A 15298-nucleotide genomic window follows, 5' to 3' on the forward strand; every position below is an offset into this window, starting at 1 on the left:
TCTCAATACCTACAAAAAAAGCTAAAAAATCGTTCGTTTCAGGAAAACTTGAACAAAATAACGTCCTATACGTGCATTCTTTTCTGATTTCCATCAAATTCCACACAAAAAGGCCCATCCCTCTTCCGCTTTAAAGCGGTGAGGGACGGGCCTTCAAATGATTGGATTTATCGTTTTTGGATTTCCTGCTGAAGCAATTTGTTAACCATCGGCGGGTTTGCCTGGCCTTTTGTTGCTTTCATGATTTGTCCGACAAGGAATCCAATCGCACGGTCTTTACCGTTTTTGAAGTCTTCGATGGATTGTGGATTGTTATCCAGTGTCTCGGTGACGATTTTTAGAAGGGCTCCTTCGTCAGAGATTTGAACAAGACCTTTATCTTTCACGATCTGTTCAGGATCTCCTCCGTTTTCAACAAGCTCCTTGAAGACTTTCTTCGCGATTTTGGAAGAAATCGTACCTTTTTCAATCAGCTGAATCATGCCCGCAAGACCTGCAGGAGTCAATTTCAGCTCGTGAAGTTCTTTTTGCTGGGCATTCATGTAAGCTGATACTTCACCCATCAGCCAGTTGGAAGCCTGCTTCGCGTCTGCCCCTTCGCCGACCGTCTCTTCGAAGAAATCGGACATTTCTTTCGTTAAAGTCAGAACCATCGCATCATATGCAGGCAGTCCCATTTCTTCCACATAGCGCTGTTTACGCGCATCCGGAAGCTCAGGAATCTCCGCACGTACGCGGTCCATCCACTCCTGGTCGATGTGGAGGTTCAACAGATCCGGTTCAGGGAAGTAACGGTAATCATCCGATCCTTCCTTTACACGCATGAGGATCGTTTTACCCGTTGATTCGTCGAAACGGAGTGTTTCCTGCTGAATCAGGCCGCCTGATAGAAGGACTTTTTCCTGACGGACGATTTCGTATTCCAGTCCTTTTTTAACAAAGTTGAAGGAGTTCAGGTTCTTAAGCTCCGCTTTCGTACCGAACTTCTCCTGTCCAATCGGGCGGAGGGAAATGTTCGCGTCACAGCGCAGTGAACCTTCTTCCATCTTACAGTCTGAAACACCTGTATATTGAATGATGGATTTCAGCTTTTCAAGATACGCATACGCCTCTTCCGGGGTACGGATATCCGGCTCTGATACGATCTCGATGAGAGGCGTACCCTGGCGGTTGTAGTCGACAAGGGAATATCCGTCGCCGGAGTGAGTCAGCTTACCTGCATCCTCCTCCAGGTGCAGACGGGTGATCCCGATGCGTTTTTTCTCACCGTTGACTTCGATTTCAATCCAGCCGTTTTCACCAATCGGCTTGTCGAATTGAGAAATCTGATATGCCTTCGGGTTATCCGGATAGAAATAGTTTTTACGGTCAAACTTGGTATCCTGTGCGATTTCACAGTTCAAGGCCATTGCCGCTTTCATTCCGAACTCAATGGCACGCTTGTTCACCACCGGAAGTACCCCCGGGTATCCAAGGTCGATGACGTTCGTGTTCGTGTTAGGCTCGGCCCCGAAGTGGTTCGGCGCCGGTGAGAACATTTTACTGTCGGTCTTTAATTCTACGTGGACTTCTAGTCCGATTACTGGTTCAAAGTTCATTGATTTCACCCCTTACAGTTGTGGTTTTTTTGTATGGAAATCTGTAGCCTGTTCGAATGCATGAGCTACGCGGTAAATTGTGCTTTCATCAAAGTGCTTCCCGATGATTTGCAGTCCAAGCGGAAGTCCGTTTGAAGAGAAACCGTTCGGAACGGAAATTCCCGGCACACCTGCAAGGTTGACAGGGATCGTCAGGATATCATTCGCGTACATGGTAAGCGGATCATCGATCTTTTCACCGATTTTGAATGCAGGAGTCGGCGTTGTCGGGCCGACAATGACATCATATTTTTCAAATACGTCTTCAAAGTCTTTCTTGATCAGCGTACGTGCCTGCTGCGCTTTTTTATAATAAGCATCATAGTATCCCGAGCTGAGGGCGAACGTACCGAGCATGATACGGCGTTTTACCTCGTCCCCGAATCCTTCGGCGCGCGTCTTCTTGTAAAGATCAAGAAGGTTGTCTGCGTTCGGCGTGCGGTAGCCGTAGCGGACACCGTCAAAACGGGCAAGGTTTGCAGACGCTTCCGATGAAGCGAGCAAGTAGTATGTCGCTACACCATATTTGGAGTGAGGGAGTGAAACCTCTTCCCAAGTCGCTCCAAGGCTTTCCAGCACCTTAAGTGAAGCAAGAACGGATTGGCGTGCTTCTTCCCCGACACCTTCACCAAGATATTCTTTCGGCACCGCGATTTTCAGACCTTTGATATCGCCTGTCAATGCTTCTGCATAGTTAGGTACTTCAACGTTCGCTGAAGTGGAATCGTTAGGATCAAGACCAGCAATGGCTTGTAACAAGTATGCATTGTCTTCAACATTCCGTGTGATCGGTCCGATTTGGTCAAGAGAAGACGCGAATGCGACAAGACCGAAACGGGATACACGTCCGTAAGTTGGTTTTAAACCGACAGTACCTGTGAAAGATGCAGGCTGACGAATTGATCCGCCTGTATCTGAACCCAGTGAGAATGGAACTTCCCCGGCTGCAACCGCAGCTGCTGAACCGCCTGAAGATCCGCCGGGAACCGTTTCAAGATTCCAAGGGTTGCTTGTCTTTTGAAAACCTGAGTTCTCAGTCGATGAACCCATGGCGAACTCATCCATATTCAGTTTCCCGATTGTGATTGTATCGGCATTATGTAATTTATTGATGACCGTTGCATCATAGATTGGGTTGAAGTTCTCAAGGATCTTGCTTGCACACGTCGTACGAAGGCCTTTTGTGACGATATTATCCTTGATCCCGATCGGCATCCCGAATAGAAGGCCTTTCGATTCATCCGTCCCGAGCTTTGCATCCATTTCCTTCGCTTTCGCACGGGCATTCTCTTCGTCCAGTGTTAGGAATGCTTTCACTTTATCTTCGACGGCATCGATACGTTTGTATGATTCGTCGACCAGGTCTGTAACAGAAACTTCTTTTTTATGTAAAAGCTCATGAAGCTCTGATAATTTATGATCAAATAATGACATGAGTTTCCCTCCTTAGTCCAAAATCGATGGCACGCGTACTTGTCCATCCTTCTTATCCGGTGCGTTCTTTAACACTTCTTCACGCGGAAGCCCTTCTGTCGGCTCATCTTTACGCATAACATTCTTCATATCAAGCACATGGCTTGTCGCTTCGACATTCTCTGTATCTAATTCATTGAGCTGCTCGGCAAACCCGATGATCGCATCTAATTGATTGGTAAACTTCTTTGCTTCGTCTTCCGTGATGGCTAGTCGTGCAAGGTGTGCAACGTGCTTCACCTGATCTTCTGAAATTCTAGACATCCTCTTCACCTCCATAAAGTTTCGAACACTTGCAATACTATTGATAATACCAAAAATCGCGGTGTTAAAGCAATAGGCCAGGTCTGTATGAAATGACTTCCAACTGGTCAAATCCGTATGCCAGTCTGATGGAAGGTGAGTCCTTGTCACGCCATACGATTTTTTATTTTTCGGGTTACGAAACAAAGAAGTTGCCACCTCCCCCTATTTTCTATACCTTTAAATTAGATAATAAAAGAAAGGATTTTCCATATGCGTGCGATTCTCACAACGTTCCTGATCGGACTCGCAGGCGGCGGTCTCTTCACCCTGCTCCACGTCCCATTGTCCTGGATGCTCGGTTCGATGGTGGCCGTCTTTGCTTTTCAAAAATGGACACCTATCACTCTAAAGTGGCCGCCAGTGTTAAGGGATTTCGGCCTGGTGATTGTCGGCTATGCGATCGGCCAGTCTTTCAGCATGAAAACACTGATTGAAATCGGAACACAGCTGCCTTCCATGCTCACTATGACGCTTGCTGTCATCCTGATTTCAATGATCCTTGCCTATTTCACAACCAAAATAACCGGAATCAACCTGCCGTCGACCATTACCGGCAGCATTCCGGGAGGGCTGTCCCAAATGGTGGTGCTTGGTGAAGAATTAAAGAATATCGACCTGACCGTCGTGACCATCCTGCAGGTCGTCCGGCTGCTGTCCGTCATATTTGTCGTGCCGTTTTTGGTATTCAGTCCCCTTCTCGCAGGTCATGCGCCGGCTTCTGCCAGTTCGGGTCCGGGCACTATGTCGTCTTTTGACTGGGGTTTTATCCTATTCTTGGGGATTGCCGTCTTATCGGCATTTACTGCAAAAAAAATACACCTCCCCACCGCTTCCATGCTCGGACCGATCATTGCAGTCGGCGGGTTGGTGATTGCAGGCCTTGATGTTCCGGCCATGCCTGGGGTGCTCATCATCCTGGCTCAGTTATGCCTCGGGATTTATTTCAGCTTCATGCTCGATTTTTCCTCGGCAGAAGGATTATCTAAATTCGTTCCGCTGTCCGTCATCACTTCCCTTTGCCTCTTGGTAAGCTGTGTCGGCTTGAGCTTTATTCTAAGCAAATGGCATGATATTTCGTTCCTGACAGCCTTCATCAGCCTGGCACCGGGCGGCATGGCTGAAATGGCGATCGTCGGCCAGTCGGTGAATGCCGATCTTTCGATTATCACCGGATACCACCTGTTCCGGATTCTTTTTATCTTATTCATCATCCCGTTCTTCCTCAAATGGCTGTTCAAATCACAGTTGTTTGAGGCAAAGCAGCATTAGAAAAGCTTGTTCTTTATTTTGGAGAACACGCTTTTCTTTTTTTGCTTTGTGTTCACAGCAGGTTTGTCTGCCTGCTTTGTCACATAAATCTCTTCCTTGTTGATGGCGTGATCATAGGCAAGCAGCAGACCGATATCGGTTTGGGATTCTTTGTTCGTGACCATTGAAAATTTCACACCATACTGATTGGCGAGTTTTATATATTTTGTAAGGTAGTTATAGTTCATGTTTCCATTCAGCAGGAGTTTTGCCCCCCGGTGTTCCTTCAGGCATTCTGCGACTTCCTGATAGACTTTCTTTTCCCTTACCTGGCTTTGTGTCAGGGCAATGACGATCCGTTCCCGCAAGCTTCCGAGGAATTTCCGCCTTTCGTCAGGCTTCGTCTGTTTTTGTCCGTACATCCCATTTTCAAGATAGTCATCGATTGTTGGCTTACTCACTTCCGGCACCTCCGCGGATATTGGTGATTTTCATTACACTATATGATTGAAGCTGTTCATTTGCTTATTCTCTCCCATTTTCTCTTATGCAAACACTTTCAGACAAGGGGTAAGGGTTATGGTGCCTCTAATGCCGCTATTGATTTCCGTGCAAAACTCCGCTTTCCGCGGGCGGTTGGTGAGCCTCCTCGGCTTCGCCTGCGGGGTCTCACCTAACACGCTTTTCCCGCAGGAGTCTACGTTTTGCACTCCAATCAATCGCTGGAACCGGCTAACCACCGTTATAAACCTTATCAATGCATAAAAAAATTCCCCGGTTAGAACTTTCCTACAGGTATAACAAATGAGTTTTTATTTGAAATGAAGGTCCAAAACTTCCGGCCCTTCCCTGGTTAATTCGAATTTCATGGTGTGAGGTGCATTTCCATAGGGGTTTTCGACTTTTACTTTCCATTTATCTTGACCTTCTTCTATGACTTCGACAAAAGGGGTTTCTTTCAATGCCTTCATATACTCTTGTTCAGTTACCCTCTTTTCCTTGCCGTCTGTCTTTAAGATGAATTCTCCATCTCTTTCGCTTCCGATATTGTCTCCTAAGTGTTCAGTCAACCACCCGGCGATCTGCGGGGATATGTTTTCTGCTGTTTCCAGAACGCTTCCGGTATTCAATTCAGGCTTGTTTTTCAGCACATCAAATAGATAGTGTTCCACCTTGCCGCATTCGAAGATCCTGCCGTGTTCATCGATACCGCCTTCTGTACTGCATACATCGACTGCAATGCCGTCGACGGGAAGTTCGCTGTCTTTGAGTTCTTTTTTGCCTGCGGTGTCGATTCGGTAGTTCTCTACACCTTTAACGGCATAGCCCATCCGCTGGCCATCGGAGTTCAGTTCGTAGTAGTTCATACTTTCATCGTTCAGCATCGGTTTGGTGATGAGGTCCAGTTGCGAGAAGACAAAGTCGGCCTCAGTATAAGGAGTCGGGCCCCACCCTCCGGCATCCGACTTGGTCCTTTTTACGTTTACTGAATCCCCGTCTTCGGAAAGTCTTATCCGGTAAAAAACGGTCTCGGGGTGATCCTCATCGACAATTGATATATCAAGACTTTCGTATTCTCCTTCTTTATCAATGACCACACTAAATCTAGTCAGCTTCACGCCATAATCATTCTCCACGTCCAGTTCCTTCTTAATATTGGTCCATTCTTCCAACAGGCTTCCCTCATAAAAATTCGTCTCCTGCAGGGTCACCTTTCTTGGCCATTCATACCATTCCTGAACTGCGAACGACAGGATCACTGACAAAAGGAAGACTGTAAATCCGGTATAAGCTGCACGATTTTTGCTCCACACATTGGCCCGGATGTTACGAAAAAATAGTATAAAGATTATAAACCCAACGGGAATAGGGAATCCGTTCAGGTTAAACATCGCCGTCCCGAGGATGGTGTACCCAATCAACTTCGCTAATAGGTATGGTTCTTCTTCGTCTGATTTACGGTATAAAACAATTACGACTGCAATTGATAATACCAGCAGCATGAGTTCCAGCATCTTTAACGCCCCCAAACCTTCTTCACTTTCATATATATTCATTATACAGGAATCCGGCGGTATTTTTGGGTAATTAATCCAATTATCCACAACAAAAACCCCGCTTCATCTAAAATGAAACGGGGTTCATCCATTTATTTTATCAACCAATCACAGACAACAAAATCGCCTTCTGCACATGCAAGCGATTCTCCGCCTGCTGGAAAACCGCCGATTTCGCTCCGTCGATGACTTCGGCCGTCACCTCTTCCCCGCGGTGGGCAGGGAGGCAGTGCAGGAATTTCACGTCTGAGGAGGAGTGGGCAAGCAACTCGTCGTTAACCTGATAAGGTTCGAAAATCTGAAGGCGCTCTGCCGTCTCCTCTTCCTGCCCCATGCTGGCCCAGACATCTGTATAGACGAAATCCGCACCGGCAGCGGCTTCCACCGGGTCATGGGTGAGCGTAAAGCTCCCTCCGCTTTGCCCTGCCAGTTCAACCGTGGCATCAATGACTTCCTGCGAAGGCTCATAGCCTTCGGGACATGCGACCTCGACATCCATTCCAAGCTTCGCACACAGGATCATGAAGGAGTGGGCAACATTATTTCCGTCTCCTATATAGACGACCTTCATTCCGGCGAGCTGACCTTTCAACTCGTAAATGGTCAGTACGTCAGCCAGTGCCTGACAGGGGTGATACGTATCGCATAAGCCGTTGATGACGGGAACACTCGCATGCTCTGCAAGTGCTGCAACCTTTTCATGTTCAAAGGTGCGGATCATGATGGCATCGACGTAAGAGGAAAGCACTTTCGCGGTGTCTGCAATCGATTCGCCCCTTCCCAGCTGGATGTCGCGTGAATTCATGTAGATTGCGTGCCCGCCCAGCTGCAGCATGCCGGCTTCGAATGATACGCGGGTCCTGGTCGATGATTTCTCGAAGATCATCCCGAGTGTTTTCCCTTCCAGTTTCTTTGAAACCGGGTCCTTCTTAAGCTGCTCCGCCAGTGACAGGAGTTCATGCACCTCTTCTGTTGTATAGTCCAGCCACGTCAACAGGTCCCTCCCTTTAAGGGATAATGTCTTAAACGGTGACAGGACTGCATTTGATTTCATCATGTTCACTTCACTCCTTGCATCATTTTAGGTTTTGCCAGTGGAATCGGAGCAGCTTCGCCCGTCTCCATACTTTTTATAAAAGCAAGCAGGGTTTCTTTTTCCGTGATGACGGTAATTCCCCCTTCAAGTGCCTGAATGCGTTTCTTCTTCATCTCTCCGTTATCCTGGTTATTGAAATAGACCGCTGCTTCCGGGGCGTCCACCCACTCATCAAATCCGGCTTCTCCGGAAGTTTGATGGACTTGAAGATCGTCGAAATCTCCATCGACGAATATCGTGCCTCCGTTCTGCACATGATCATGCAGCGGTTCAAACACCTTGAACATCGCTTCTTCCACCGTATGCCCAAGGCACATCCCTTCTCCGGTCGACTTCATATTCGCTCCCAGAATATGGTCAAGTTCAGGAAGGGCGTGCGAAGAAAAGACCGGATATTTCACCGCCACGGTTTCAAGTTCACCGGCAGACGGTGCAGGGAACGAATCGATCTTCAGCTGCCCGTCACATAAAAGGTCGGCTGCCATTTCAATCAATGAAAAGCCGATGACCTTGCTGATGATCGGCACTGTCCGGCTTGCCCGAGGATTGACTTCCAATATGAATACCTCATCCCCCTGAAGGAGGAACTGGATATTCATGATTCCTTTATAATTCAGGGCAGAGACGACTTTCCCGGCATAGTCCGAAATTTCACTTTTGACTTTTGCGGACAGTGATTGTGCAGGAAAAATGGCCATGCTGTCTCCCGAATGAACGCCGGCCCGTTCGATATGCTCCATGATGCCCGGGATATAGGCATTCTCCCCGTCTGCCACCAAATCGATTTCAGCTTCCGCACCCGTTTTGAATTCATCGACAAGGACTGGAAAATAGTCTTCGTCTGCTTCCTCGAGCCACTTATGGAGTTCTTCCTTCGTTTCCAGTTTGACCATGCCCTTGCCGCCGATGACATAAGACGGACGGCACAGAATCGGGAATTGCAGGTCCTTCGCTGCCTTCAGTGCCTGGGATTTGCTGTGACAGATGTCCCCTTTGACGCGGGGAATCTCGAGCTCGTCAAGCAATTGATAGAATCGGTCACGGTCTTCGACGGCATCAATGGTGTCAGAAGTGATACCAAGCAGATGAACCCCTCTTTCTTCTAAAAGAGGTGCAAGATTCAAGGCCGTCTGTCCCCCAAATTGAACGAGGACGGTATCGATCCCTTCATGTTGAATGATCTCCATGACGCTCTCTTCTGTGACCGGTTCGAAATACAGGCGGTCTGCCGTCTCATAGTCAGTGCTGACCGTTTCCGGATTATTATTCACGATGATCGTTTTGTAGCCGTGTTCCTGCAGGCGCTGATTCGCTTTGACCGCACTGTAGTCGAACTCCACTCCCTGGCCGATCCTGATGGGGCCGGAGCCGATGATGAGCGCCTTCTTTCCGCCGGAAAGCGGCTCTATTTCATTTTCTCCCCAGTAGGTGGAGTACGCATAGTTGGTGATTGCGTCGAATTCGCCGGCACATGTGTCGACCATCTTGAAGCCCGGTTTGAGCCCGAAGGCCTTGCGCAGAGCCGTGACCTCACTTTCCCCTGTGCCTGAAAGTCTGGCAATATCACGGTCTTCGAATCTATATTTTTTTGCCAGCTCCAGGAGTTCAGGACTTAAAGGTTCTCGCTGCAGCTTACTCTCTACACTCAACAGATTTTCAAGGACGGACAGAAACAGTTTATCGATTCCTGTTTTGTCATGAAGCTCATCCATTCCCACGCCTCTTCTTATCAGCTCCACCAGTTGAAAGAAGCGGATGTCCGTCGGAAATTCGATTGCTTCGAGGAGCACCCGGTCCGGCAATGACACAAGTCCTTCCTTAAGGGAGAGACCCATCGCACCGATGTCCAGGGATTGGACCGCCTTTTGAAAGGCTGCTTCCATCGTCCGTTCGATCGCCATCACTTCCCCGGTCGCTTTCATTTTCGTTCCGAGACGGCGGTTTCCTTCAGGGAACTTATCGAACGGCCAGCGGGGGAACTTGACGACCACATAGTCTAGTGCAGGTTCAAAGCTCGCATATGTCGTCCTTGTCAGCGGATTGATGATTTCATCCAATGAATAGCCGACGGCCAGCTTGACGGCGATTTTCGCAATCGGGTAGCCGGTCGCCTTCGAGGCCAGTGCCGATGAACGGCTGACCCGGGGGTTGACTTCAATGACGTAGTATTGATTGCTGTCAGGGTCTAAAGCAAACTGTATATTGCAGCCTCCCACGACTTCGAGGGAATTGATGATATCAAAAGCCGCCGTACGGAGCATATGAAACTCCTGATCCCTCAACGTCTGCGAAGGGGCAACGACGATTGAATCACCGGTGTGGACCCCTACCGGATCGAAATTTTCCATGTTGCATACCGATATACAATTTCCTTTCGAATCTCTCATCACTTCATACTCGATTTCCTTGAAGCCGGCAATGCTCTTTTCCACAAGGATCTGATTGATCGGGCTTGCTTTCAACCCGGTTTGGACAAGCTTGACGTACTCTTCTTCCGTGGATGCGATCCCGCCTCCTCTTCCTCCCAGTGTATAAGCCGGGCGGACAATGATCGGAAGCGAAATCCTTTCTGCAAAAGCAAGTGCAGATTTGACGTCCTCGACGATTTCACTTTCAGCAACCGGATGATCGAGCTCGTTCATGAGGGTACGGAATTTTTCACGGTCCTCCCCCTTCTGGATCGACTCCACCGAAGTACCGAGCAGTTTCACGCCGTATTTATCGAGGACCCCTTTTTCATGGAGCTGCACTGCAAGATTGAGCGCCGTCTGCCCGCCGAGATTCGCCACCAGGCCGTCGGGCTTCTCCTTTTCAATGATGCCTGTGACCGTTTTAACCGTAAGAGGCTCACAGTAGACGGTGTCGGCGTTTTCGGTATCGGTCATGATCGTCGCAGGATTATGGTTCACAAGTACGACTTCATATCCTTCTTCCTTCAGGGCAAGGCAGCCCTGGGTGCCTGAATAATCGAATTCTGCTGCCTGACCGATGATGATCGGTCCGGATCCGATGACGAGGATCTTCTGAATACTTGAATCTTTAGGCATAAATCTTCTCTCTCCCTGGTTGTTTGATGGATTGATAGAATTCTTCAAAGATGTAAGATGCATCTTCGGGACCCGGACGCGCCTCCGGATGGAATTGCACGGATAGGATCGGTTTCGACTCATGCTGCAGTCCTTCTACAGAACCGTCGTTCACATTGAAAAAACGGGGCTTGAGATTCGTCCCTTTTAAACTCTCATCCTCGACGACATAGTTGTGATTCTGTGAGGTCAGGTAAACCCGGCCTGTTCCGTGATCGATGACCGGATGATTTGCTCCCCTATGGCCGAACAGCAGTTTTCGGGTGTTGCCCCCGAGTGCCAGGGCGATCAGTTGGTGCCCCAGGCATATCCCGAGCGTCGGAAGTGTCAGGATATATTCTTTCAACTGCGGCAGGATGCCCCCCATTTCTTTTGGGTCGCCGGGTCCGTTGGATATGACGATCGCATCCGGCTCAAGCTCCTGAAGTAATTCCAGACGATCATATGGCACGACGGTGACCGAACAGTCCATATCCACAAGGCTCGTGATGATTGACTTCTTCACCCCGAAATCAATTAGGGCAACCTGTATACTCCCGCTTCCATACCTGCTTACTTCTGCCGATGCCACTTGTTCAATCTGGCCCTTCAGCGTATGGGAAGGGGGAATTTGTGCTGATGCACTCATACATGCATTCTGGCTCCCGAGCTCCCTGATCGTTTTCACCACCTGGCGTGTGTCCACCCCCGTCATATAAGGTATCTTCCATTTTTGAAGATACTCTTTAAGGGAAGACGTCGCCTGATAATGCGAATAAACGTCCGGACAATGAAGCATGACGACCCCTTTGACCTGAGGTCCGGCACTTTCGGAATCACTCTCATTGATTCCATACTGGCCGATCAGCGGATAGGTGAAGACCACGATTTGATCTTTATAGGAAGGATCCGTGAGCACCTCCTGATAACCCGTCATACCAGTAAAAAACACGATCTCGCCGACAACGTTCCCCTTGCAGCCGGGGGACAATTCGCCCTTGAAGACGGTCCCGTTTTCCAAACTTAAGCAGCCGGTCATGATGTATCCCTCCAATAAATGAATTTTTATTATAAATTAAGTATTTTTATGCATTCCTGATTAAAAAATTTTACCTGGCCGCTTCCGCCGTTTGTTGACTGAGGCAGTGTTCCAGTATCGCGAGTGCTTCCTGAAGTTCCTCTTCGGTGACGTTCAAAGGCGGAAGCAGACGGATGACATCCGGCCCTGCAGGAAGGGTCAGCAGTCCGTTTTCCCGCAGGCGCCCGATCGGACCCTTCGCTTCTTCCGCCAATTGGATGCCGATCATGAAGCCTTCCCCCCTCACCTCTTTCACCAGAGCCAATGACTCAAGTTTATGTTTAAGGGACTGGATAAATGCTTCAGACTTTTCTTTCACTTCTTTTAAAAATGACTCCTCGATGATGGTCTCCAAAGTCGCTTTCACTGCGGCCATCGCCAGGGGATTCCCTCCAAAGGTGGATCCATGGGTGCCGGGTGAAAAAGTTGAAACGAGCTCTTCCCTTCCGATCATCGCCCCGACCGGGAATCCGCTTCCGAGACCCTTCGCTGCTGTTACAATATCAGGCTGCAGACGGTAATGCTGAAAAGCAAATGGCGTTCCGGTGCGCCCGATCCCTGTCTGCACTTCGTCTATGATCAGAAGAGCACCGAGCTCCCTGCACTTATTCTCCACTTCTTTCAGAAATTTTTCCGTTCCCGGATGGACTCCGCCTTCACCCTGGATCACTTCGACCATGATCCCCGCAATATCGTCACCACCAACGTCTCTGAGCGCTTCCACGTCGTTATAAGGCAGGTACTCAAAAGCCGGCAGCAGCGGACCGAATCCGCTGTGGATCTTCTCCTGGCCTGTTGCGCTCATCGTCGCGAATGTGCGGCCATGGAAGGATTGTTTGAAGGTGAGGATCTTTGTTTTACCAGTATGTTTTTTTGCCAGTTTGATTGCCGCTTCATTCGCTTCCGCTCCGCTGTTGCAGAAGAATACTGCATCGAGCCCGCTTGCTTTCGCCAGAAGACCGGCAGCCTGTTCCTGAACGGATAGCTGAAACAGATTCGACACATGCCACAGTTTATCCAGCTGATCTTTTACTGCCTTCTTTACCGCTTCAGGGGTGTGGCCGAGATTGCAGACCGCTATGCCCGCTATAAAGTCCAGATATGTCTTTCCGTCAGCATCTTTCACCCTTGTTCCTTCACCAGAAACCAGTTCAACATCCAAACGGTTATATACAGGGAATAAGTGACTCATGAAGCCGCGACCCCTCCTTTACCTTTGATTTTTGTACCAAGTATGCTGCCGTCTTTAAAAATTGCCTGCTGTCCGCCTGTGATCATCACTTCTTTCAGATGGCGCGACAATGCGGAAAGCGCCGATTTCACCTTCGGGATCATCCCTCCCGAAATCACACCGTCTGCAATCAGCCCCTCGATTTCTTCAGCGGTTGTGTCCGGAATCAATTTTCCTTCATGAAGGATACCGGGTACATCGGTTACGTATAGAAGCTTCTCCGCTCCAGCCGCTTTCGCAATCGCAGCAGCAGCGAGGTCGGCATTGACATTTACCTTCGTTCCGTCTTTCGTAAGAGCAAGAGGCGCAATCACAGGGAGATATCCTTCTGAAATCAATACGGTCAGTAACGCGGTGTTCACTTCTTCAATATCACCGACCAATCCAAGTGACTCCCTGTCAATCAGGGAAGCAGTCAATAAATCGGCGTCATAGCCGCAGAGCCCGACCGCGTTCAATCCGTGTCCGTTCAATGTACCGGTTAGATGACCGTTCACTTTTCCTTTCAGCATCATTTCAGCAACCTCGAGAACCTTTGCCGTCGTTTTGCGCTGTCCGTTTATGAAGGTCGTTTCGATATTGAGCCTGTTGAGCATATATGTGATTTCCGGGCCGCCGCCGTGGACAATCACCGCGTTGTACTCTTTCATCAAGTCAGCAAGGCTCATGAAAAATTGCGGGGAGAGTCTGTAAAGGATGCTCCCTCCAAGTTTGATGACAAGTGTCTCACGTCCGGTAGCTGGCATTGATTTTGACATAGTCATACGTTAAATCACACCCCCACGCTTTTCCTTCTCCGGCACCGTCCTTTAAAAAGACGCTGATCTCTACATGTTCTTCATTTTTCATATAGTCACTGACACTCTGTTCATTGAAGACCTGCGGGGTGCCTTCCGAGAAAACAAGCTCCCCTCCAATGTAAATATCACATGTATCAGGCTGGAGGACGGCAGGGCTGTGTCCCATTGCCCCGACAATCCTTCCCCAGTTTGGGTCTGCTCCGTAAATGGCTGTCTTGACGAGATTCGAGCCGACTATTTTCTTGGCAATGACCTTGGCATCCCCGTCCGAGTGTGCCCCTTTCACCGACACTTCCACTAGTTTGGTCGCACCTTCCCCGTCACGGGCAATCTGTTTTGCCAGGTCTTCGCATAAAAGCGTCAGTCCTTCCTGGAAGTTCTCCCAATCAGGATGATTTTCATTTAACGGCTTATGATCTGCCGTTCCATTCGCCATCACGATGACCATATCATTGGTTGACGTCTCACCGTCTACGGTGATCTGATTGAACGTGGTATTGACCGCTTTCTTCAAGGCGCTTTGAAGGACCGGTGCTGAGATATTCGCATCCGTCGTGATGAATCCGAGCATCGTCCCCATGTTGGGATGGATCATGCCGGAACCCTTGGCAGCACCCCCGATCGTGATGGTTTTTCCGTCTACCGTGACTTCAACACAAGCCGCTTTTTCAACGAGATCTGTCGTCAGGATCGCCTGCTGAAATGATTTGGCACTGTTGTAATCTTTATGGACCGCAATATGACTGCACCCTTGTTCGATTTTTTCCATCGGGAGGCACTCACCGATCACCCCGGTTGAGGCAACGGCAACATACTCCTCGGGAAGCCTGAACCGTTTTGCGATCAATTCCCTTGTTTTATAGGCATCCTTCAGTCCCTGTTCACCCGTGCACGCATTGGCGATCGCACTGTTGCACACAATTGCCTGAAGAAGGCCTGCGGAGGCGATGCTCTCCTGCGTCACTTTTAACGGGGCCGCCTGGAAATGACTTTGGGTATAAACCGCTGCGCTCTGTGCAGGTCTCTCACTGTAAATGACGCCAAAATCCTTTTTCTCATAACGAAGTCCGATATGGATGCCTCCTGCCTTAAAGCCCGCGGGGGATAGTATGCCTCCCCCTTCAACCTTCTGCACTGTTTTTTTCTCAATGACACTCACAACTCTCTCCTCCTTTTATGGATAGGCTGTTCTCTATAAGGTCGTTGCCTTTCGTAAATAGACTTATAGCTTGTGGACGTGCTCTTTTTGATCTCAAGCTTACACAACAGGTGGACGGACAAACAGAAAATACCCAAGTCCCGGTATT

12 protein-coding genes are annotated in these 15298 nt (G+C 49.0%); 1 reads left to right on the forward strand and 11 read right to left on the reverse strand.

Annotated elements, in window-relative coordinates; genetic code table 11:
• Positions 1–167: 167 nt before the first annotated feature.
• Genes gatB through gatC form a run of 3 tightly spaced genes read right to left on the reverse strand, consistent with a single transcriptional unit; the run spans position 168 to position 3374 of the window.
• Positions 168–1598, reverse strand: coding sequence for an Asp-tRNA(Asn)/Glu-tRNA(Gln) amidotransferase subunit GatB (gatB, locus tag AS034_RS14980; protein WP_058299102.1), 1431 nt, complete (start codon positions 1596–1598; stop codon positions 168–170).
• 12 nt (positions 1599–1610) lie between these two features.
• A complete protein-coding gene (gene gatA / locus AS034_RS14985; RefSeq protein ID WP_032085467.1) occupies positions 1611–3071 on the reverse strand; it encodes an Asp-tRNA(Asn)/Glu-tRNA(Gln) amidotransferase subunit GatA in 1461 nt (486 codons plus the stop codon).
• 12 nt (positions 3072–3083) lie between these two features.
• Positions 3084–3374 (reverse strand): Asp-tRNA(Asn)/Glu-tRNA(Gln) amidotransferase subunit GatC, encoded by a 291-nt coding sequence (gene gatC, locus AS034_RS14990; protein ID WP_032085466.1) that lies wholly within the window; start codon positions 3372–3374, stop codon positions 3084–3086.
• 252 nt (positions 3375–3626) lie between these two features.
• On the opposite strand from gatC, the gene AS034_RS14995 reads away from it, so the two are divergent.
• A complete protein-coding gene (locus AS034_RS14995) occupies positions 3627–4685 on the forward strand; it encodes an AbrB family transcriptional regulator (RefSeq protein ID WP_058299103.1) in 1059 nt (352 codons plus the stop codon).
• On the opposite strand, the gene AS034_RS15000 is transcribed toward AS034_RS14995, so the two are convergent.
• The 8 genes from AS034_RS15000 to argJ form a co-directional block, all read right to left on the reverse strand.
• Positions 4682–5125 (reverse strand): YueI family protein, encoded by a 444-nt coding sequence (locus AS034_RS15000; protein ID WP_074440032.1) that lies wholly within the window; start codon positions 5123–5125, stop codon positions 4682–4684. The two genes, AS034_RS14995 and AS034_RS15000, sit on opposite strands and share 4 nt — an antisense overlap.
• Positions 5126–5476: 351 nt before the next feature.
• Positions 5477–6721: a hypothetical protein gene (locus AS034_RS15005; protein ID WP_141687728.1), complete on the reverse strand. Its 1245-nt coding sequence runs from the start codon at positions 6719–6721 to the stop codon at positions 5477–5479.
• Positions 6722–6821: 100 nt separating this feature from the next.
• Positions 6822–7778, reverse strand: coding sequence for an ornithine carbamoyltransferase (gene argF / locus AS034_RS15010; RefSeq protein WP_244888168.1), 957 nt, complete (start codon positions 7776–7778; stop codon positions 6822–6824).
• Between the two features lie 2 nt (positions 7779–7780).
• The gene (locus AS034_RS15015) at positions 7781–10864 is read right to left on the reverse strand and encodes a carbamoyl phosphate synthase large subunit (RefSeq protein ID WP_058299105.1); all 3084 of its coding nucleotides are present in this window, start codon (positions 10862–10864) and stop codon (positions 7781–7783) included.
• Positions 10857–11921 carry a carbamoyl phosphate synthase small subunit gene (locus AS034_RS15020; RefSeq protein WP_058299106.1) on the reverse strand — a complete coding sequence of 355 codons (1065 nt, stop codon included), beginning with the start codon at positions 11919–11921 and terminating at the stop codon, positions 10857–10859. The genes AS034_RS15015 and AS034_RS15020 overlap by 8 nt, the downstream gene beginning before the upstream one ends.
• Before the next feature lie 70 nt (positions 11922–11991).
• On the reverse strand, positions 11992–13152 hold the full coding sequence (locus AS034_RS15025; protein ID WP_058299107.1) for an acetylornithine transaminase: 1161 nt from the start codon (positions 13150–13152) through the stop codon (positions 11992–11994).
• Complete coding sequence (gene argB, locus AS034_RS15030) at positions 13149–13955, reverse strand: acetylglutamate kinase (RefSeq protein ID WP_141687729.1); 807 nt, start codon at positions 13953–13955, stop codon at positions 13149–13151. Before argB ends, AS034_RS15025 begins: the two co-directional genes overlap by 4 nt.
• Positions 13918–15150 (reverse strand): bifunctional ornithine acetyltransferase/N-acetylglutamate synthase, encoded by a 1233-nt coding sequence (gene argJ / locus AS034_RS15035; RefSeq protein WP_058299109.1) that lies wholly within the window; start codon positions 15148–15150, stop codon positions 13918–13920. The genes argB and argJ overlap by 38 nt, the downstream gene beginning before the upstream one ends.
• Positions 15151–15298: the final 148 nt, after the last annotated feature.

This window comes from [Bacillus] enclensis (genome assembly GCF_001456935.1).
Classification (GTDB): domain Bacteria; phylum Bacillota; class Bacilli; order Bacillales; family Bacillaceae_B; genus Rossellomorea; species Rossellomorea enclensis.